This window comes from Sphingopyxis sp. GW247-27LB (assembly GCF_002277025.1).
Lineage (GTDB): Bacteria > Pseudomonadota > Alphaproteobacteria > Sphingomonadales > Sphingomonadaceae > Sphingopyxis.
Map to the genome: position 1 here is coordinate 201,694 of NZ_NIWD01000015.1, position 19,645 is coordinate 221,338.

16 protein-coding genes are annotated in these 19,645 nt (G+C 65.8%); 2 read left to right on the forward strand and 14 right to left on the reverse strand.

Annotated features, from left to right (window positions below; genetic code table 11):
* Positions 1-259: 259 nt before the first annotated feature.
* The 7 genes from CD928_RS20080 to CD928_RS20105 all read right to left on the reverse strand — a co-directional run bounded on the left by CD928_RS20080 (position 260) and on the right by CD928_RS20105 (position 9,719).
* Complete coding sequence (locus CD928_RS20080; protein ID WP_095388868.1) at positions 260-1,291, reverse strand: toprim domain-containing protein; 1,032 nt, start codon at positions 1,289-1,291, stop codon at positions 260-262.
* Between the two features lie 11 nt (positions 1,292-1,302).
* Positions 1,303-5,658 carry a strawberry notch-like NTP hydrolase domain-containing protein gene (locus CD928_RS20085; protein ID WP_095388869.1) on the reverse strand — a complete coding sequence of 1,452 codons (4,356 nt, stop codon included), beginning with the start codon at positions 5,656-5,658 and terminating at the stop codon, positions 1,303-1,305.
* A 93-nt stretch (positions 5,659-5,751) separates the two neighbouring features.
* Positions 5,752-6,396, reverse strand: coding sequence for an antitoxin of toxin-antitoxin stability system (locus CD928_RS20090; protein ID WP_095388870.1), 645 nt, complete (start codon positions 6,394-6,396; stop codon positions 5,752-5,754).
* Positions 6,397-6,460: 64 nt separating this feature from the next.
* A complete protein-coding gene (locus CD928_RS20095; RefSeq protein WP_095388871.1) occupies positions 6,461-6,970 on the reverse strand; it encodes a hypothetical protein in 510 nt (169 codons plus the stop codon).
* Positions 6,963-7,454 (reverse strand): hypothetical protein, encoded by a 492-nt coding sequence (locus tag CD928_RS20100; protein ID WP_095388872.1) that lies wholly within the window; start codon positions 7,452-7,454, stop codon positions 6,963-6,965. The genes CD928_RS20095 and CD928_RS20100 overlap by 8 nt, the downstream gene beginning before the upstream one ends.
* Positions 7,447-7,605, reverse strand: a complete 159-nt coding sequence (locus CD928_RS23520) for a hypothetical protein (RefSeq protein WP_176473654.1) — start codon at positions 7,603-7,605, stop codon at positions 7,447-7,449. Before CD928_RS23520 ends, CD928_RS20100 begins: the two co-directional genes overlap by 8 nt.
* Positions 7,602-9,719, reverse strand: a complete 2,118-nt coding sequence (locus tag CD928_RS20105) for a ParB/RepB/Spo0J family partition protein (RefSeq protein WP_095388873.1) — start codon at positions 9,717-9,719, stop codon at positions 7,602-7,604. The genes CD928_RS23520 and CD928_RS20105 overlap by 4 nt, the downstream gene beginning before the upstream one ends.
* Positions 9,720-9,899: 180 nt before the next feature.
* Here CD928_RS20105 and CD928_RS20110 point away from each other — a divergent pair, with 180 nt between their 5' ends.
* Both CD928_RS20110 and CD928_RS20115 read left to right on the forward strand, forming a co-directional pair.
* Positions 9,900-10,589: an AraC family transcriptional regulator gene (locus tag CD928_RS20110; RefSeq protein WP_095388874.1), complete on the forward strand. Its 690-nt coding sequence runs from the start codon at positions 9,900-9,902 to the stop codon at positions 10,587-10,589.
* A gap of 46 nt (positions 10,590-10,635) precedes the next feature.
* Positions 10,636-11,295, forward strand: a complete 660-nt coding sequence (locus CD928_RS20115) for a class I SAM-dependent methyltransferase (protein WP_095388875.1) — start codon at positions 10,636-10,638, stop codon at positions 11,293-11,295.
* Between the two features lie 26 nt (positions 11,296-11,321).
* On the opposite strand, the gene CD928_RS20120 is transcribed toward CD928_RS20115, so the two are convergent.
* The 7 genes from CD928_RS20120 to CD928_RS20150 all read right to left on the reverse strand — a co-directional run bounded on the left by CD928_RS20120 (position 11,322) and on the right by CD928_RS20150 (position 19,636).
* Positions 11,322-11,735, reverse strand: a complete 414-nt coding sequence (locus tag CD928_RS20120) for a hypothetical protein (protein WP_217983793.1) — start codon at positions 11,733-11,735, stop codon at positions 11,322-11,324.
* Between the two features lie 69 nt (positions 11,736-11,804).
* On the reverse strand, positions 11,805-12,110 hold the full coding sequence (locus tag CD928_RS20125; protein ID WP_095388877.1) for a hypothetical protein: 306 nt from the start codon (positions 12,108-12,110) through the stop codon (positions 11,805-11,807).
* A 190-nt stretch (positions 12,111-12,300) separates the two neighbouring features.
* Positions 12,301-12,945, reverse strand: coding sequence for a thioredoxin domain-containing protein (locus tag CD928_RS20130; RefSeq protein ID WP_095388878.1), 645 nt, complete (start codon positions 12,943-12,945; stop codon positions 12,301-12,303).
* Positions 12,942-13,376 (reverse strand): disulfide bond formation protein B, encoded by a 435-nt coding sequence (locus CD928_RS20135; protein ID WP_095388879.1) that lies wholly within the window; start codon positions 13,374-13,376, stop codon positions 12,942-12,944. Before CD928_RS20135 ends, CD928_RS20130 begins: the two co-directional genes overlap by 4 nt.
* On the reverse strand, positions 13,373-13,858 hold the full coding sequence (locus CD928_RS20140) for an SRPBCC family protein (RefSeq protein WP_095388880.1): 486 nt from the start codon (positions 13,856-13,858) through the stop codon (positions 13,373-13,375). Before CD928_RS20140 ends, CD928_RS20135 begins: the two co-directional genes overlap by 4 nt.
* A 13-nt stretch (positions 13,859-13,871) precedes the next feature.
* Entirely contained in the window at positions 13,872-17,051 is a 3,180-nt protein-coding gene (locus CD928_RS20145; protein ID WP_095388881.1) for an efflux RND transporter permease subunit, read from the reverse strand.
* A gap of 44 nt (positions 17,052-17,095) precedes the next feature.
* Positions 17,096-19,636 (reverse strand): heavy metal translocating P-type ATPase, encoded by a 2,541-nt coding sequence (locus CD928_RS20150; RefSeq protein ID WP_095388882.1) that lies wholly within the window; start codon positions 19,634-19,636, stop codon positions 17,096-17,098.
* Positions 19,637-19,645 lie beyond the last annotated feature (9 nt).

The following is a 19,645-nucleotide window of genomic DNA, read 5'->3' on the forward strand; positions in this document are numbered from 1 at the left end:
GAGAGCGGCATGCGGGGCGGGGCTGCATCGCGGCGCGCCGCGACCGTAGCGAAGCGGAGGATGGCGGGTGCGCGGCTATTTTGCTTCGCGATGCAAAGGGGCCGGCAGGCCCCGGCGGAAAATAGCCGCGCACCCGCCGTTGCTGCCCCGCGCTGCCTGCCGCAGTCGCCCTCTCAAGAAGGCCGGGCGCGCGCCGCGCCAGTGGAAGGCCAACGCGGCCTCATGCTGCCACCCGCCCGTTCCGGCAAACCCGGCGCGATCAGAGATGCGTCAGGCGGTCCGCACTCACCAGCTGCCTGCGAAGGCTGGCGGCCAACGCGCTCCGCCCGAGGGTCTGGAGATCACCGTTGAAGTCGCCGTGCTGCGGCTCCAGCGGACAAACCTCGATTCCGCGTTCCAACGCGCGTTCCCGGAGCGTCGCCAGCGCGATCACGCCCGCCGGATCGTCGTCGCATGCAACGTAAAGGCGTCTGAGTGCAGCCGGAAACGCGATTGCGGCAAGGTGGGCTCCGGAAAGCCCCGCGATCATCGGCAACCGCGGCATGATCTGGCGTAGCGACAATATGGTCTCGATGCCTTCGCCGGCCGCCATGACGGGACCCGCCGCCCCGAAGCGCACGCCATTTCCGAGAAGGTGGCCCATGGCGCGCCGGGGAAAGGCGACCGGTGCCTTGTCCATCGCCTCGGGATCGAGCCACGTCCGATGCACGCCCGTGATTGCTCCGGCCAGATCAGTCACCGCGGCAATCATGGCTGGCCACGCCGGACGGCCGCCCGGCGCATCATCGTCGGACGGCCGATAAAAGCAGTGCGGATGAAATCGCAAGGGGTCGCTCGGCAGCACGTCGATGATAGACCGTCCGGCGAGGTAGAAGCTCGCGATGCTCCCCCCAAGCGCCTTCGATGCCGCCCAGAGCCTGCGTGCCGATTCCGGCGAGCCGGTCGGAGCCTTTGCCGGTGCAGGATTTCGGGGAGCGTCCGGCGGCGGCGGCAGGCTGAGAAAGTGACGCGCCTCCTCGAGCGTTTCGCGGAAACTGGAATGGCCGCAGCTTGCCGCGATGATGTCGAGCAGATCGCCATGATCTCCACTCGCGGCATCGGTCCATTTGCCCGGCGCACCGCCGTCGCCGCTCGCCGCAAGCCGGACGTAAAGGCTGCGCCCGGGCGTGTTACGGATATCGCCGACCATCCAATAATGGCCCTCGCGGCGTCCGCGTGAGAGGTAGCGGCGACACACCGCCTCGGCATTTTCCCCGAGACGGCGCGATATGTCGGATGCTGGACTGGACATAAGGGGCTCCTTCAGGCGGCCTTGCGATCCTGAACCCGAACGATCGGAAAGCGATCGACGAGCGCAGTGAACACATCGGCGCCAGCAGCCCCTGCCGGCACGTAGAGCTTCAGTTTCCACGAGACGATCTCGGAGATCAAGCCCATTGCTTTCAGGCGCTCGACGCCGAGATCGTTGAAGCCGACAAGCTCGACACGCCAGTCATTCATCGCGCGAACCCGCCGCAAGCTTTGCCCTTCGGCGAGCGCAAGTATGACCTCACCCGTCTGCACCATGCGCCAGGCATCGGCGACGGGCAACTTCGCCGGCGCTTCCCCGGTCACAGAAGCCGCCCATCCCTGCGAAACCTTGCGCCCGATGACCCGCTCGCCGGCGATAGTTTGCAGGCGATAGACACGCGTCGACTCCTTCGGCAGCCGCTTCCAGATCGGCAGGAGCAGACCTGCGACGATATGCAGCGTCGAGAGTTCAAATTCCGGGAGCTCGGCGAGCTCGGCGCTCCAGGCCGCGCCAAAGGTGCCTGCATCGACCGGTCGCCAGTGCGAATGCTCGAAGTCCTCGGCGAGCATTTTCATCTTCTCGAGGGGTCGCTGCAGCCCGACCCGCCGATGGACGCGGCCGTCGTCGTCGACGAGGCTGCGGGCCCGGACCTTCACCGCGGCCCGCCCCGAGCGCGCGTTGACGACGAGCTCGCCGCCCCAGCCCGAGACGATGCCCAACGCATCCTCGATCGACAGAGGTGCGACGCGGTCCTTGCGCTCGATCGTGAGGAGCTGCGTCACCGCGCCGGTGCCGGGATGCGCATAGATGGTCTCGCGCGCGGTCACCGTGAAGCTCTCGGCGCGCAGGGTCTCGAGCCCCATTTCATAGGTGCCCGCCGCGATCGCGCCTTCGATGCGGGTCGCGAGCAGGCCCTCGAAGGTTTCGAAAAGGATGTTCTGCAGATCGATCGTCAGCGCGAGCATCCGGTTGAGGAAGGTCGTGATCGGCGGCAGCTCGTCCTTCAGACCTCCGTCGTCGAGGAGCGAGAGTCCCGTGGCCGCCTCGAAGGTGAGCAGCGAGCAGTCCTCGACCTTGCCGTCAGCGAGGAGCTGATAGAGCTGGCGGAGCGCATCGCGCGCATAGAAGGACTCCAGATTGTCCTGCGGCCGAAACATGTTCTGACCGCCGGTCTGCCGCTGGCCGCGGGTGATCGCACCCAGCGTGTCGAGGCGCCGCGCAATGGTAGAGATGAAGCGCTTCTGCGCCTTCACGTCGGTCGAGACGGGCCGGAAGAGCGGCGGCTGCTTCTGGTTCGTGCGATTGGTGCGCCCGAAGCCCTGGATCGCGGTGTCGGCCTTCCAGCCGGGCTCGAGCAAATAGTGGATTCGGCGGCGCTGGTTCTTCACCTCGAGATCGGCATGATAGGATCGCCCCGTCCCGCCCGCTTCCGAGAAGATGAGGATGCGCTTCTCGTCGTCCATGAAGGCGTGGGTCTCGCCAAGATTGGCGCTGCCGGGCCGGTTCTGGACGGCGAAGCGAACCGCGCCATCGTCGCCGCCGACTGGAATGATCCTCCGCGAACGCCCGGTGACCTCGGCCACCGCATCCGCGCCGAAATGCTGGACGATCTGGTCGAGCGCCCCCGGCACCGGGGGCAGCGCGGCGAGTTTTTCGATCAGCGCATCGCGGTGGCGCGCCGCCTCGCGGTTGACGACGGGATTTCCCTCACCGTCGAACACAGGACGTGACGAGAGATTGCCCTCGCTGTCGGTGCACGGTTCATAGAGCTGGACCGGGAAGCTGTGCGCGAGATAGTCGAGGACATATTCGCGCGGCGTGATGTCGACCGACACGTCGCCCCATTCCTCGGTCGGAATTTCGGCGAGCCGCCGCTCCTGCAGCGCCTCACCGGTCGAGACGATCTGCACCACCGCCGCATGCCCCGCTTCAAGATCCTTACCGATGCTCGCGATCGTCGCCGGCGTCTGCATCGCCGTGATCAGATGATTGAAGAAACGCTGCTTGGTGCTCTCGAACGCCGAGCGCGCCGCGGACTTCGCCTGCGCATTGAGGGTGCCGTGGAGCGAGCTGGTGACCCCGGCCGCTTCCATCGCCGCGTCGAGATTGTTGTGGATGACCTGAAAAGCACCGGCATAGCTGTCGTAGATTCGCCGCTGCTCTTGCGTAAGCGCATGTTCGAGCAGCTCATATTCGACGCCATCGAACGACAGCGATCGCGCGGCGTAGAGCCCGAGCGCCTTCAGATCGCGCGCGAGCACCTCCATCGCCGCGACGCCGCCGTCCTCGATCGCGGCGACAAATTCGCTCCGCGTCGCGAAAGGGAAATCACTGCCGCCCCAGAGACCGAGCCGCTGCGCATAAGCGAGGTTCTGTACGGTCGTCGCGCCGGTTGCCGACACATAGACGATGCGGGCATCGGGCAGCGCGTGCTGCAGCCGGAGTCCCGCGCGCCCTTGCTGCGACGGCTTTTGCTCGCCGCGATCGCCCTTGCCGCCGGCGGCGTTCGCCATCGCATGCGCCTCGTCGAAGATGATGACCCCGTCGAAGTCGGCGCCGAGCCACTCGACGATCTGGTCGACCCGGCTCGCCTTGCCCTCGCGTCCCTGGCTGCGCAGGGTCGCGTAGGTCGTAAACAAGATGCCCTCGGCCAGCTTGATCGGACTTCCCTGCCGGTAGCGCGACAGCGGCGTGACGAGCAATCGTTCCTGCCCAAGCGCCGACCAGTCGCGCTGCGCATCCTCGAGCAGCCGGTCCGAAATCGACAGCCAGACCGCACGCTTCCGGCCCTTCAGCATATTGTCGAGGATGATGCCGGCGACCTGTCGGCCCTTGCCGGCGCCGGTGCCGTCGCCGAGAAACCAGCCGCGGCGAAAACGAACGGCATTGTCATTGTCGTCGCTCGCCGCGGTCACCATGTCCCACGTCTCGTCGACGGTCCATGCACCCGACAGATGCCCGGCATGGGCCTCACCGGCATAAATGATCGCTTCCAGCTGCGCGTCCGACAAAATGCCGTCGTCGATCAGCCTTTCGGGAAGGTTCGGCCGATAGGAGGGCTGCGGCGGTGCAACCGACGCCATGGCGGCGGACTGCACGAGTGCAGTCGGATGGGGCTTCGACGACGGAATAACGAGAGACTGCAGCGCGTAGGGCTCGTAGATCGTCTCGGCGAGCTGCCCCTCGGGCGATTGCCAGTCGCAGGTTTCATAGGCCAGTTCGGGAGCAAGAGCGGGGCTCGCCGACAGAATGTTCTGCCGCGCCGCAACCGTCGGGCGCCCAGAAAGTTCGGGCGAGGTAAGGGCAGTAACGGGCCGGGCCGGCGCTGTGGGCGGCTGTGGTGCCGTGCGGGTCGGCACGGCGCTCCGAACCCAGTGAAGCAAAGTGGCAAGATCGGCTGCCTCGCCGTGTGAAGGCGCAATCGCCGACGGATCGGCAGCGGGCCGCTTGTCGATCACGATAAGCCGCGTGCTCGTCGTCGTGCCATGTTTGGCGTAGACTTTTCCGTCGATCGCCGCCGAGAAGATCAGCGTAGCTTGCGCCTGCAGGCGCACGAAGGCATCGTGCCAGGCGGGAGCATCCGGCGAATAGTTCGCCCCGACGATAGCAACCAGCCTTCCCTCATCCTCCAGCCGAGCCAGCGCCGATGCAATATGCCGAAGGGCCGTGTCGCGCATAGTGCGCTCGACTTTCGCCACCGCCGAAAAGGGCGGGTTCATCAGGATGACCGTCGGGCGGACGCCGGGATCGAGACGATCGTCGATCGACGCGGCGTCATGACGCGTGACCGCGCCCTTTGCGAACAGCAGATCGAGCAGGTCTGCGCGTGCTTCGGCAAGTTCGTTGAGCGCAATGCGGGCGCCAGCGAGTTCGGCGTGGATTGCGAGCATGCCTGTGCCGGCCGAGGGTTCGAGAACCGCGTCGCCGGGCTGGATCGAGGCGGCGTGGGCCGCGACGAACGCGAGCGGCAAGGGCGTCGAATATTGCTGCATCGACTGGCTCTCGAGCGAGCGCCGCGTATGCGTTGGAATGCGGCTGGCGAGACGCTGCCACATCGCGAGCTGAGCGATCGGCGTCAGCTTGCGGACGGCCGGGGTGACGCCGTAGCGGCGCAGCAACAGGATCTGTGCGACCTCGCAAGCGTCATAAGCGGCCTTCCAGTCCCACGCGCCCTCGGCATCGCTCGCGCCGAAAGCGCCGGTCATCGCCGCGCGGAGCGCGGCCGTGTCGAAGGGCCGCCCGGCCTCAAGCAGCGGGAGAATGGCCTTCGCTGCCGCGAGCAGGCGAGCAGCGCCGAGGGCGGCGGCAGGTGTCGAGACAGGAAGCGCGGCGCCACCAGGCGCCGCGCGAGAGGGAAGAAGCTGCATTTCGGAAGATCCTTGGGAGAGCGGGAAGGGGACAAGCCGCCGGCCGCTCTCTCTGGGACCGGGTGGCTCATCCCTTTCCGGCCACCCTCTCCTCTATCCGAACCTTTCTCCGTCCTCGGTGAAGCTGTAGCCATTGGCAGCGATCGCTTCGTCGACGACCTCGTCCGAGTTCAGATAATCAAATTCGTCTTCGAGTTTACCGTAAAGCCAGCGAGCAAGATCGCGTAGCGCCTCGGCCACTTCGTCCTCCGCGGTCGTCGTCATCGCCTGATAGACATGGCTGTCGCGCTCGACCCCGATATCCATGCTATGTTCGTGGTAGTAGCGGCCGCGGTGGCTGACCCGCGCGCTGAGCTGAAAGAAATTGCTCCACTGGATCGCCAAGAGCGCGTCGGCGATCCTGTGCAGCTCTTGGTCCTTCGGCGAATAACGGCGGATGGCTGATGCGCATCCGCGCGCATAACTATAGTCGCCTTCGAAGCAGGCGCCGTCGCCTTGGCTTGCGAAGCCCGAGAACCAGATGCACGGCTTTCGCCTTGTGCCGCCACCGTGGAGGCGAACCGGCACGCTGGCGAGCTCGATCCCGAGAATTTCGCATATCCGTTCGAAGTCCGCATAGACGGCCCAATACCAGTCGTGATCGAAAGCGCCCTCGCGATACCAGTCCCTCGCCTTTTCCTTCGCGTCGTCGGACAATTCCTCCATTTGATAGACCGTCGTCTCGATAATCTCGGCCATGACAATCTCCTGAAACGAAAATGGCCCGGCGCTGCGGCCGGGCCAGAGTGAGCGGTTCGAGCGGTCAGGCTTCGGCCTGCCCGGCCGACTGCAGGCGGTGCCGCGCCTCGTCGAGGAACGAGCCGGTCGACATCGTCTCGATCGCGTCCGCGGTGATCAGCGTCGCCATCCCGCCGAACCCGTCAGGCCGCATCTTGGTGCAGGTCCAGGCGGCCACGACTTCGATATCGTCGATCGCATCGCAGCGCTTCACGATGTCCCGAAAGATCTCCTCATAGCCGATCACCGACATGTCGAGCGCGAGCTCTCCCTCTGCCGGGTCGAGTTTGGCGAGTTCTTCGCGGATCACCTTCGCAGCGTAACTCTCCGGGAAGGGATCGGCCTCGAGAAGGCGATGCACCTCGGGAAGGTCGAGGTGAAGCAGGTCGTTCACATAGTCCTCCGCGAAGAAATAGACCGCGTCCTCTCCTCCCTCATGGCTGAACATCCCGATCAGTAGCCGGTGCTCGAGCAGGGTCATCGCGCCGCGCGGGATGTCCGGGCGCACGATCGTCGGCGAATGATAATCAGCCATGCGCCGCCTCCTGCTCGCCAACCCTGATGGCAAGGTCAGGATCGCCCGCAACGGCCAAGGGCGGCACCGTGAATTCGGCCTCGTCGAAGTAACCAAGGATCGCCCCGATGTTGCCGCGGCGGACGATCTCGTGCCGATCGATCAGCACCCGGTCGGATTCGTCGGCAATGAAGCTGTCGGGCGTCCCGCCGCCGCGGTAGACGATCCGCTCGGCGCTCCACTCCGCGAAGAAGCCGCCGGCCCAGAAGCGATAAGGCAGACCATGCTCCTGACAGAAGGTCTCGAGGGGTTCGACCTTCCCCCACGCGACTTCATTCGCGAACAGTTCGAGCGCGTCGCCCGGCCTGCGGTGCGAAGGTTCGAACGAAGGTCCATCCCATTCGATCGACAGGCCTTCGGCCGCGATCACCGCCGCAAGTTCAAGCCAGGCGTCGGGCGACAAGGTGCCGCCGAGCGTGAACGATACAGAAACGCGGTCAGCCATGATTGCCTCCCGCCGCCAGCGCCAGCATCGCCGACGCACCGCCAAGAAAGTCGTTTCGCATTTTCATTCTCCGTAAAAAGCGAAAGCCCGGCGCGATGACCGGGCTTTCGAGGTGAAGTTCAGGTCGCCGCCATGCGCGGCGGAAGATCATTCGGCGGCGATCGCGTCGGGATCGCCGACATCGTCACCTCCTTCCCCGGCGAGAAAGGCGGGAAGCTCGCCATCTGCATCGTCATTTGCCGGACCGACCGAGCCGGCGTCCGGCTGCTCCGCGCTTTCGAGTTCGGGCGTGCGCATAGGCTCGGGAAGCCACCCGGCGTCTTCGAGCAGGCGTTCGGCTTCGCGGGCCATGTCGCCCTTTTTCAGATGATCGATCATCCCCGCGAAATTCTCGCCCCGCGCCTCTGTGACGTCGGCGAGTATCCGCGGCTTCGGGACGCTGTTCAGATAGCCGTCGGCGGTCGGGCGCCACCCCGCCTCGACGACATCGAGGCCAACCGCCCGTGCGAGGATGTGGCTGTGCGCAAGCCGGCGCGCGATGCCGTGGGCCGACACGCGGCCGTCGTAGCCCTTCACGATCTCGGCCTGCGCATTGACGCCGAGCGACGCGCAATGCGCCAGGAGGTTCGCCCGATCGTCGTCACCGAGCTCGAGCAGCCAGTCCCAGACCTCCTTGTCGGTCTTCGGCAGGCGGCCCCGCCATTCGTCGATCCGCGCTGCGATCGCCTGACCCGGCGCACAGTCGCGCAGACCTGCCGGGGCATTGGAAAATCCGACCGAATTGATCGACGTCTGAAGACAGCTTTCCCGGCTGTAGCCATAAAAGCAGGACAGCACGAAGGCGTGCAGCACCGCGATATAAGCAGTCGCCGGGCTTTGCGCGAACGCATCCTGCAAGGCGAGCGTGCGCCAGGCGGTGAGATCGGAGACGAGGCGCTCGGAGAGCGGCTTCAGCCCACTCTCGTCTTCCTCGGCTTCGCGGGCAGCATCGCCGCCGCCCGGCCCAGCGGCGCCGTCAGCGCTCGGGGCTGCCTCCGCCCCTTCGCCGCCGCCGGTCCCGCCGTCCTGTTCCGCAGGCGGCGCTTCGTCTTCCGGTTTCACGAAGCCGCGTTCGACCCGCAGCGTCCCGTCGTTGTCGATGGACACGAAGGCGCCGGCGATCGCGACATCGGCGGGATCGAAATTGATCGGCCGCTCGTTGATCCGGCTGATCTCGGCATCGATCGCTTCGAGGCGAGCATGCACCTCGTCGGGGACATCCTCGACATCGCTCCATTCGGCGCTGAGCGCTTCGCCTTCGGCCTCGAGTTCGGCCGCACGCTTCGCCTCCTCGTCGCTCATCGGCACTTCATCGCCAGCGATCGTGCGGAGGCCGCGCCCCGGGTTCCAGGGATGCTCCTCGGCGACCTCGATCCACTTCCAGCCTTCCGCGCCGATCCGCAGCCCCTCGGCCTCGAGCTTCGCTGCGACCAGCCTGTCGATCAAGGCGGGATCGGTCAGCCAGCCGCCGCGATCGGCCTCGAACAGGTCGCGCACGACGCTGCCGCCGGCCTCGACATAGGCCTCCATCCCGACAAAGCGGACGCGCTTGTCAGCGGCGCGCACGCTGTTCTCGGTCAGCTTCTGGCGAATGAAGGAGGGGGACGGCTGATAGGCGTTCGCCACCATCTCCCAGACCTGGATTTGCCGCTCCTCGTCGTCCGAAACCGTGAAGGCCATCAGGACTTCGAGCGACATGCCGTCTTCGGCATAGATGTCGAGAAGCTTCGGCGAGACACCCGCCAGCTTGAGGCGCTGCCTGACCACCGCGGGCGTGACGAAGAAATGCGCAGCGATGTCCTCGACGGCATTTCCCTTTTCCGCGAGCGACTGCATGCCGCGAAACTGATCGAGCGGATGCAGGTTCACGCGCTCCGCATTCTCCGCGAGACTGTCCTCTTCAGCGAGGATGTCGTCGTTCGCGGGGCGCACATTGCACGGAATCGGCGCGTCCTTGGCGAGCCGCTTCTGCTTCACCAGCAGTTCGAGCGCGCGTATGCGTCGCCCGCCAGCGGGGACTTCATAGTCGCCCGTGACATTGCCCTCGCTGTCGAGGATCGGCCGCACGTTCAGATTGTGCAGCAACCCCCGCCGCGCGATGCTGTCGGCCAGTTGGGCAACCGACGCGTCGGGTTTCACCCGCCGGACATTCGCCTTCGAGAGGCGCAGCCGATCGAGGGGGATGGCCTGAGGCTGGCTGAGTATGATCTTTTGCTTGGAAGCCATGGCTTTTCTCCGTGGCGGGTCGCCGCGAGACACTCTCTCGGCCCTTGACTCGCCGCCCGGCACCTGGCCCCTCTCCCTCTCGGCTGGGCTCGCCCAGCCGCTTCCGGAAGCGCGTGAAGCGGTCCCCGAAGCGCGGGGAAGAGGGTCGGACTTCCGCTTCGGCAATGCTATCGAACGCCCATGACTGTCACGCCCGACTGGAAAGGCCGACTTCAGGTCGCCGACTATATTGCCCGCTGGTCGGGTTCGGTCGGCGACGCTGTTCCGCACCGGCACTTCGCCGCCCAAGCGGTTATCGCCAATGAACCCATCATTGTGACCGATGGCGCGGGCCGGCAATCCGCGAGCCGATGCCTGCTCATTGAGCCCGACGCGGTCCACTGCCTGCATCCGGCGCACGATGTGGAGCTCTGGTATATCGAGCCGACCGTCCGCTTCGGTCCCCCGAATGACCTCGAAACAAGGCTGCGCCATGCAGGGCCAGTCCATGTCGTCGGAGACGGGTCAGGCAGATTTTGGCCCACCTGGCTGGCGCGAGAACCCCGCGGGGCACTCGACAGGCGGATCGTAGCGGCGGCGAAGACGATCGATCGGGCGCTCGCGACGGGATCCGTCCGCCTCGCCGATGCGGCCCAGGAGAGCGGCCTGTCACTCGGCCGCTTCCGACACCTCTTTACCGCCGAAGTCGGAATGCCGTTCCAGCGCTATGTCTTGTGGCGCCGGCTGCTCGTGGCCTTCGAGGCCCTTCATGCGGGCCGCAATGTTACGGAGGCCGCCCACGCTGCCGGGTTCAGCGACAGTGCCCACCTTGCCCGCACGATCAAGGCTATGTTCGGCATCCGAGCAAGCGACCTCTATTTCACGGCGTAGCCGCTGCGTTCAAGCCGGTCGCCTCCCAGCCCTGCTAGGAAGGGGCATGACCGAAACAAACAGAGACTTCGTGCCGGCGCTCGGGAAGAGCGGATCGCTCGATCGCTATGATGCCGCGATCGCCCTGATGACCCGCGAAAAGCGCTGGCGCAGCGACCTCGTCCGATTTGTCGATCCGAAGCCAGGTGAGCGGATCGTCGACATCGGCTGCGGGACCGGCACGCTCGCCATCGCGCTCAAGGCCGCAGCGCCGGCGAGTAACCTGCTTGCGGTCGATCCCGACCCGGCGGTCCTCGAGATCGCGCGCGCCAAGGCCGATGCAGCGAGCGCTGATATCCGATGGTTCGAGGCGATGGGCGATGAACTCGACGCCATCGACGCGCTCCAGCACTGCGACAAGATCGTCTCAAGCCTCGTCCTCCACCAGTGTCCGATGGACGTCAAGCAAGCGATCGCCGCGCAGATGTTCAGGCTCCTGAAGCCCGGCGGCACCCTCTTCATCGCCGACTATGGCGAGCAGCGCTCGCTCCTGATGCGCATGCTGTTTCGCCAGATTCAGCTGCTCGACGGGTTCGAATATACCGAGCCCAACGCCAAGGGCTGCGTCCCGGAAATCCTCACGGACGCGGGCTTCGAGGCGGTCGAAGAGGTAAGGATCATTCCCACGCCGACCGGCTCGATTTCGATCTACCGCGCGCGGCGATAGCGATCAGCCGGGTGCCGCGCCCGCCGTCAGCCGTTCGCCGGTGAAGGGCTCACCGCCTGCCTCCAGGCGAGAAAGAGCGCCCAGACCATCACGATCGCCACGATCATGAGGGAGACCGCGACGATCGGGAGGACGAACGACGCCTCGCCGTTGACCGGCGATGCGCCGCGCTCCAGCCCCTCCAGTCTGCCAAAGGCGCTCCGCCACCCGAAGCCGAGATTGTAGGTCCAGGCGGCGGCCAGCAGGCCGGCCGCACTACGCGGCCTGATGCGGAGCGATGTCACGGCCCCGAAAATCATCAGCGCCACGCTGATATAGTCGACGAGCAACGCCTGAAGCGTCTGCCCCCAGACCATATGATACCAGGTTTCGAGGGTGAAATGGACCGTCATCGCGAAAAGCGAAAACCAGGCAAGCCATGTCTCGGATTGGTGCCGCATCATCTATCCCCCCATAGAAGCGGCTCATCCTAGACGAGCGCGACCCCGGCGCCAACGGTCCCCGCCCGCTCACCCGCGCCAGTGGCGACCGCGATGATGGTGGTGCATCCGGCGCTTCTGATAGCGCCGCTCGTAGCGGTCGCGGCGTTCGTAGCGGCGGTCATATCCCTGATAATAGGGGTCGTAACCGCGATAGCCGCGGTCATTGCCATAATGGGGCATGCCGTGCCGGTTGGAACGATAGTCGCGGTCGTGGCCCCGCGGCGCATCATGGCCGCGGCTATATCCGCCGCGATCGCCATGGTGCTGGGCAAGCGCCGTTCCGGGGAGCGCGAAGGCGAGCATCGCGGCCGCGATCGTCATCAGTTTTCGCATGTCAGTCTCTCCTTTTCGTGGCGTTCAAAGTCCCTTTCATCGTTGAATGCGCTGTGAATATTGGCTCTTTCACACTCGATTCGACGGTGACCCGGCGTCTCCATGCGACAGGCCGATGGCGGGTGAGACAGCATCGCGACGGATGCTAGGCACCCGTCCCGCGTGGACGAAGCGGGACGGGTGCGGGCCCTTATTTGCCCTTGGCCGCTACCGCGGCCTGGACTCGGGCCTCGACCTGTTCGGGGCTGGGCTGGACGAGCATCTCGCCATTGACGAAGAAGGTCGGGGTGCCCTTGACGCCGACCGCACGCGCATCGGCAATGTCCTGCTCCATCCACGCCATCGCATCGGCGGTCGGCATCGCGCGCGCCTTCGCGACATTGAGGCCGGCCTTCTCGGCCGCGGCCCAGGCGCCGTCCATCTTGCCGTCGTGCCAGTCGGGCTGCGCCTCGAGCAGCGCCGCCGTCACCGGCTCGAGCTTGCCCTGGACGCGCGCGGCTTCGAGGATCACGATCGCCTCGGCCGAACCGGGGTGCAGTGGCAGGTAGCGCATCACGAGACGCACATCCTTGGGATATTTGGCGACGATGCCCTTCACCGTCGGATAGAAGGCGCGGCAGGCCTCGCACGACGGGTCGAAGAATTCGACGATCGTGACCGGCGCATTCTTGGGGCCGATGATCGGCGAGTGCGGGCGAATGAGGCTGTCGACGGGCCCCGCCACTACCTTCTTCGTGGGTTCGCCCTCGGCGGTTCCGCTGTAGAGCATAGCGCCGCCGGTGAAGGCGAGTGCCGAGAGGACAAGCGTGGCCACGACTCCGATACGTCTGTTCATGATTTCAGTCTCCTTTGGAAGTTGAGCAAGAGGGTCAGGATGAGCGCGAATGCGGCCAGCGACAGGAGGGGCAGCGGCGCGCCTCCGATGGCCATGCTCTCTCCCGAGCATGAGGGACCGCCGGTGCAGGGGACGATCGGGGCCGGAATGACGCCGACGTAGAGCAGGCTATGATAGAGCGCGACGAGACCGCCGCCGAAGGCCAGCGCCAGTCCATAAGGAACGACGGCGCGGTCCGACCTGAACGCCGCGATGCCGAGAATGATCGCGAGCGGGAACATGAAGGCGCGCTGGAACCAGCAAAGGTCGCACGGCGCCTGGCCCATGACCTCGCCGACGAAGAGGACGGCGAGGCTCGACAGGAGGGCGATGGCCCAGGCCGCGCCGAGCGGACGCCATTTGTGCGGCGCGAGCAGCGGAAAGCTCGTCATCGCCGGCCACCTTTGAACTTGGACTTGGGCCGTCGCGGCGGCGGTTGCGGCTTGCTGTATTTGGACTTGAGGTAGCTGAGCAGGATGCCGTCGATCGACGCGATCATTCGCTGGAAGCTGGTCTTGATGCCGGGAAGCCGGAGCCAGGCAAAGGGCCCGCGGCAACGATAGCGGTGAACGAACTTCGTCCCGCTTGCCGTCGGGGTCAGGATATAACTCTCCTCGAACTGGAGGATGAAGCTCGGCTTGACGTCGAATATCAGCTCCTCGCCGGGGCGCGCGGAGATCACCGTCGCGGAGACTTCGAGAAATTTGGGTTTGTGCGGATCCATACGCATCGCATAGCGGATCGCGATCGGGTCCTCGGCAAGCCGCTCGATCCGGACATAGGGGTTCCAGATCCGGTGATTCTCGAAATCGCCGAGGACCGCCCATATCTGTTCCGGACTATAGGGGAGGTCATGCTCCAGCTCGAACTCCATCAACTTCACTCCTCTATCGATCGGCCGCCGGGCTTTGCCCCGCGCCGATGACGGTGACGCCCGCAGGCGATGGGTCGGCGTGCGCGCCGCCCGTCGTGAACCAGCGGCGCAGGCGCGGGGCCATCCGGCGTTCGAAGCCCGCCGCGAGGCTGAAGGACGCCGGCACGATCAGCAGCGTCAGCATCGTCGACAGGATGAGCCCGCCGATCACCGTGACCGCCATCGGCGCGCGCCATGCGCCGTCTCCGGTGAGCGACAGCGCGGTCGGGATCATGCCCGCGACCATCGCGACCGTGGTCATCAGGATCGGCTGCGCGCGCTTGTGTCCGGCGTCGACGATCGCCTCGTCGCGCGGCACCCCGGACGCCATTTCCTCGATCGCGAAGTCGACGAGCAGGATGCTGTTCTTGCCGACGATGCCGAGCAGCATCAGCACGCCGATGAACACGGGAAGCGAGAGCGGATAGCCGGTCAGCAGCAACGCGACCGCACCGCCGAGCGGGGCGAGCAGAAGCGAGCCCATGTTGACGAAGGGCGGGATGATCTTGCGATAGAGCAGGATCAGGACCGCCAGCACGAGGAAGATCCCCGATACGACCGCGATCGCGAAGTTGCGCAGCATCTCGGCCTGCCACTTGGCACTTCCGAGGACCAGCCGCGTGACCCCGGGGGGCAGCGTCTTGAGCGCCGGCAGCGCCTCGACCTTATCCATCGCCTGACCGGTCACGAGACCCGGAGCAAGGTCGGCCCCGATGGTGAGCTGGCGCACCTGGTTGGTGCGATTGATCTGGGTCGGGCCGGCGCCGAAGCCGATTTCGGCCACGACCGAGAGCGGCACCGTTCCCCCGTTCCGGGTCGGAACCGGCATGTTGCGCAGCGTATCGAGCCGCTCGCGCGCGGTTTCCGCAAGCGCGACGCGCACCGGTATCTGCCGGTCGGACAGCGAGAATTTCGCGCTATTCTGGTCGATCTCGCCAAGCGTCGCGACGCGGATCGACTGGCTGAGAGCCTGGGTGGTGACGCCGAGCTGCGCCGCGAGCGCGAAGCGCGGGCGAATGACGATCTCCGGGCGCTGAAGATTGCCCTCGACACGCGGCGAGCGGATCTCTTTCACCTTGGCCATTTCGGCAAGCAGCCGGTTGCCGACATCTTCGAGCTTCTTCGGGTCGTCGCTGCCGAGCGTGATCGAGATGTCGCGGCTGCTCCCGCCGCCGCCGCCATGCTGTGACTGGAAGTTGATGCGGGCATCGGGAACCTGCGCGAGCCGTGGCGCGCGGTCCTTTTCGAACTCGGTCGAGGTGAGCTCGCGATCCTTGCGCAATTTCAGATAGACCGTCGCCGTGCCGACATCGATCCGCGACAGGGCGGATTCGACGAGCGGGTCGCGCTTCATGAGATCGGTCACCTCGTCGGCCACCGCCTCGGTCTGTTCGAGCGTTGCACCCGGGGCGAGCTGGATGGCGACGCGGCTCGTGTCGGAATCGATCGACGGCTGGAAGGTCATCGGGAGGAGCGAGAAGCTGAAAATGGTCGCGAAGAGCGCCAGCACCCCGATGCCGACCACCCAGACGCGATGGTCCTTGATGTAACCGAGCCATTTCCAGCGCCCGCCGCGCGCACGCGCGGCAGCGGCCCCGCTGGTATCGAGGCTCCAGCGCAAGATGCGCATATAGGTGTCGATCAGCGGGCCCTCGCCATGCTTTTGCGGACCCTGCGCGGAGAGAAAGTAGGCGGCGAGCATGGGTGTGATCATGCGCGCGACCGCGAGGCTCATCAGCACCGCGGCCACGACCGTCAGTCCGAAATTCTTGAAATATTGCCCGGCGACGCCCGGCATGAGCCCGACCGGCAGGAACACCGCGACAATCGTCATGGTTGTCGCGAGCACCGCGAGGCCGATCTCGTCGGCGGCATCGATCGAGGCCTGATAGGCCGATTTGCCCATCCGCATGTGGCGCACGATATTCTCGATCTCGACGATCGCATCGTCGACCAGCACGCCGGCAACGAGGCTCAATGCGAGCAAGGTCATCATGTTGAGCGAGAAGCCCATGAGGTCCATGAACAGGAAGGTCGGGACCGCCGACAGCGGGATAGCGAGCGCGGATATCAGCGTCGCACGCCAGTCGCGCAAGAAAAGGAAGACGACGACGACCGCGAGAATCGCGCCCTCGACCATCGCATTGATCGCCGAATGATATTGGCCCTTGGTATATTCGATATCGCTGAACAGCTCGGTGAATTTGACCTTGGGGTTTTCCTTCTCGAGCTTGCGCAGCTCCTCGACCGCCGCGTCGTAAACGGTGACATCCGAGGCGCCCTTGGCGCGCTCGAAGCCGAAGGTCAGCACCTGCCGCCCGTCCTGCTTCGAGACCGAGCGCTGCTCGGCGTAGAGATCCTTGACCTCGGCGATATCGGCGAGGCGCACGGTCCGGTTGGTGCCGACCGAGATCAGCGTCTCGCCGAGCGCGTTGGCGCTGCTGGCGTTGCCGAGGATACGCACCGCCTGCTCGGACCCCGCGACCTCCATCCGGCCGCCGGCCGCATTGACGTTGAGCTGGACGAGCTGGGTGTTCACCGCGGCAGCGGTGAGGCCATAGGCACGCATTCGCTCGGGGTTGAGGATGACGCGGATTTCGCGGCTGACCCCGCCCCGTCGATAGGCGTCGCCCATGCCGGGGACCGCGATCAGCCGCTTCGCGACGACATTATCGACATACCAGCTCAATTCCTCGAGCGTCATGTCGGTGGCCGAGGCCGACCAATAGGCAAGCGTGTTGCCCGAGGTCGAGAGGCGGATAACCTGCGGTTCGAGGATTCCGTTCGGCAGGTTGCTGCGGATCTGGGTGATCTTGTCGCGGATGTCGGTCACCGCTCGGTCGATCGGCGTGCCGATCGCGAACTGGACGAAGGTCTGCGACTGGCCTTCGGTAACCGTCGAATTGAGCTCGTCGATCCCCTCGATCGTCCGCACCGCCGCCTCGACGCGCTGCGTGACCTGGGTTTCGAGTTCGGTCGGCGCGGCGCCCGGCTGGGCGATGATGACGATGGCGCCCGGAAAATCGATGTCGGGATCGCTCTGGACCCCCATCATGAGGAAGGAGACGATGCCCGCCACCGTCAGACCGAAGAACATGACGAGCGGCGGGATCGGGTTCCGGATGGACCAGGCCGAGATATTCTTGAAGTTCATCCTCTCTCCCCCTTCCGGTTCGATCCCACCGCGACTGTGCGCTCTCAGCCCATGCTGCGATCGCGATAGGCGAGCAGGCGAAGCGCATTGGCGACGACGACGAGGGTCGAGCCTTCGTGCGCCGCGACCGCCGCACCGATTCCGAGCCCGAAGATCGTCGCCGGCACGAGGACCACGACGACGCCGAGGCTGACCACCAGATTCTGGCGGATGATGCGGCGCGTCTGGCGGCTGAGCCCGATCGCGAACGGGAGATGAGCGAGGTCATCGGCCATCAGCGCGACGTCGGCGGTTTCGAGGGCGACATCGGACCCCGCGGCGCCCATCGCGATCCCGACGGTGGCGCTCGCCATCGCCGGCGCATCGTTCACGCCGTCACCGACCATTGCGACCGGCTGCTGCGCCTTGAGGTCGCGAATGGCGTCGACTTTCTGGTCGGGCATAAGGTCGCCCCAAGCCTCGTCGATCCCGACTTCGGCGGCAATCGATTCCGCGACCTTCTGGTGATCGCCCGAAATCATGATCATCCGGCCGATTCCGAGTTCGCGCAGTTTGGCGATCGCTGTGCGCGCCGCTTCGCGCGGCGTGTCCATCAGACCGATCGCGCCAAGGTCGCGGTCGCCCATTCGAACGACCATCGTCGTGCGGCCCTGCTCGCGGAGGCCGGCGATCGCAGCTGCCACTTCGCCGCCGATCGGCGCGATGCCGTCGGCACCAAACATTTCGGCCTTGCCGATCAGGACGGTCTCGCCCTCGACCTTCGCCGTGACGCCGCGACCCGTCAGGCTGTTGAGGTCGTCCGCTACCGGTACGCGCGTCGACGTCAGCATGGCCTCACCATCGCGCGCGATGGCAGCGGCAAGCGGATGATCGCTCAGTCGCTCGACCGCCACGGCGATGCGCAGCAGTTCCTCCTTCGGCACGCCGCTGGCCGGCAAGACGTCGGTGATGCGCGGCTTTCCTTCGGTGAGCGTGCCCGTCTTGTCGAACGCCAGCGCGGTCAGCGAGCCGAGATTTTCAAGCGGGCCACCGCCTTTGACCAGCACGCCGCCGCGCGCCGCCCGCGCAACGCCCGACAGGACGGCGCTCGGCGTCGCGATCGCGAGCGCGCACGGGCTTGCCGCAACGAGGACCGCCATGGCGCGATAGAAGCTGTCGCGGAACGGCTCATCGACAACGACCCAGGCGAAGAGCAGGACGAACACGAGCGCGAGCACGCTCGGCACGAAGATGCGCTCGAATTTGTCGGTGAAGCGCTGGGTTGGCGATTTCTGCGTTTCCGCCTCGCTCACCATCTTCACGACCTTGGCGAGCGTGGTATCGGCCGCAAGACGGGTTACCGCGATCTCGATCGCGCCATAGCCATTGATGGTGCCCGCGAAGACGCGAAACTTCGCGTCGAGTGCATCGGGCTTTGCCGCGGCCTGCGCGCGATCGGCTACCGGTTCCTTGTCGACGGGGACGCTCTCGCCGGTCACCGGGGCCTGATCGATCGCCGTGCGGCCAACGACGACGAAGCCGTCGGCGGCAAGACGCTCGTTGGGCTTGACGATGACGGTGTCGCCAATCGCCAGCTGCTCGACGGGGACTTCGCGAGCCGTCCCGTCGGCATCCTTCACCGTCGCGGTCTGCGGCGCCAGCTCCGCAAGCGCCTCGATCGCGCGCTTGGCGCGGCCCATGGCATAATGTTCGAGCGCATGGCCGAGGCTGAAGAGGAAGAGGAGCAGCGCGCCTTCGGCCCACGCCCCGAGCGCGGCAGCGCCGGCCGCGGCGACGAGCATCAGCGTGTCGATCTCGAAGCGCTTGAGCTTCAGATTCTCGATGGCCTCGCGGACCGTAAACCAGCCGCCGAAGCCATAAGCGGCAATATAGAATGCGAGCGGCACCCACTCCGGTGCCGCGGCGAGCTTCTCGATCGCAAAGCCGATGCCGAGGACGAGACCGCACAGCAGCGCGAAGATCAACTCGGTCCGCTCGCCGAAAATGCCGCCATGATCATGGCCATGGTCGTGGCTGTCCTCGCCCGTATGGCCATGTTTGTGATCAGGCCCATGCGCATGATCCGGTCCATGGTCATGGCCATCATCACCATGCTGATGGGGGGCCTGTGCCGGGGTAGCCGCGGCGACGGTAGCCGATTTCTGTGTGACGCCCATATCCGAGAGTGTCTTTCTGATCGTTTCGATGGAGGTCTCCGAGCGCTGGAACTCGGCGCGCAGCGTACCGGCGGCGCCGACTTCGGCCTCGATCACGCCCGGCATTTCGCGAAGCTTCAGTCCGATCGTCCGCGCGCGACGGGCGTGGCCGACGCCTTCGAGGTCGTCCCAGAAGAGATGTTGATATTGGTCCGTGAGCTCGGCACCGGCGCTGCGCGCGAGCTGCCGCACACGTTCGAGCGGGAGAATATCCGGACGGTAATGGATGCAGAGCTGCGGCAGCGAACCGTCGCTCGAGCGGACCACATGGACCTTGTCGACGCCTTCGCGTCCTTCGAGTTCGCCCATCAGGCGCGCGACGCAGCGGTCGGCGGTGTCAGCGACCTCAGGGAGGAGAAGCGGAATATCGAGCCGCAACTGGTCACTCATGATGCCATC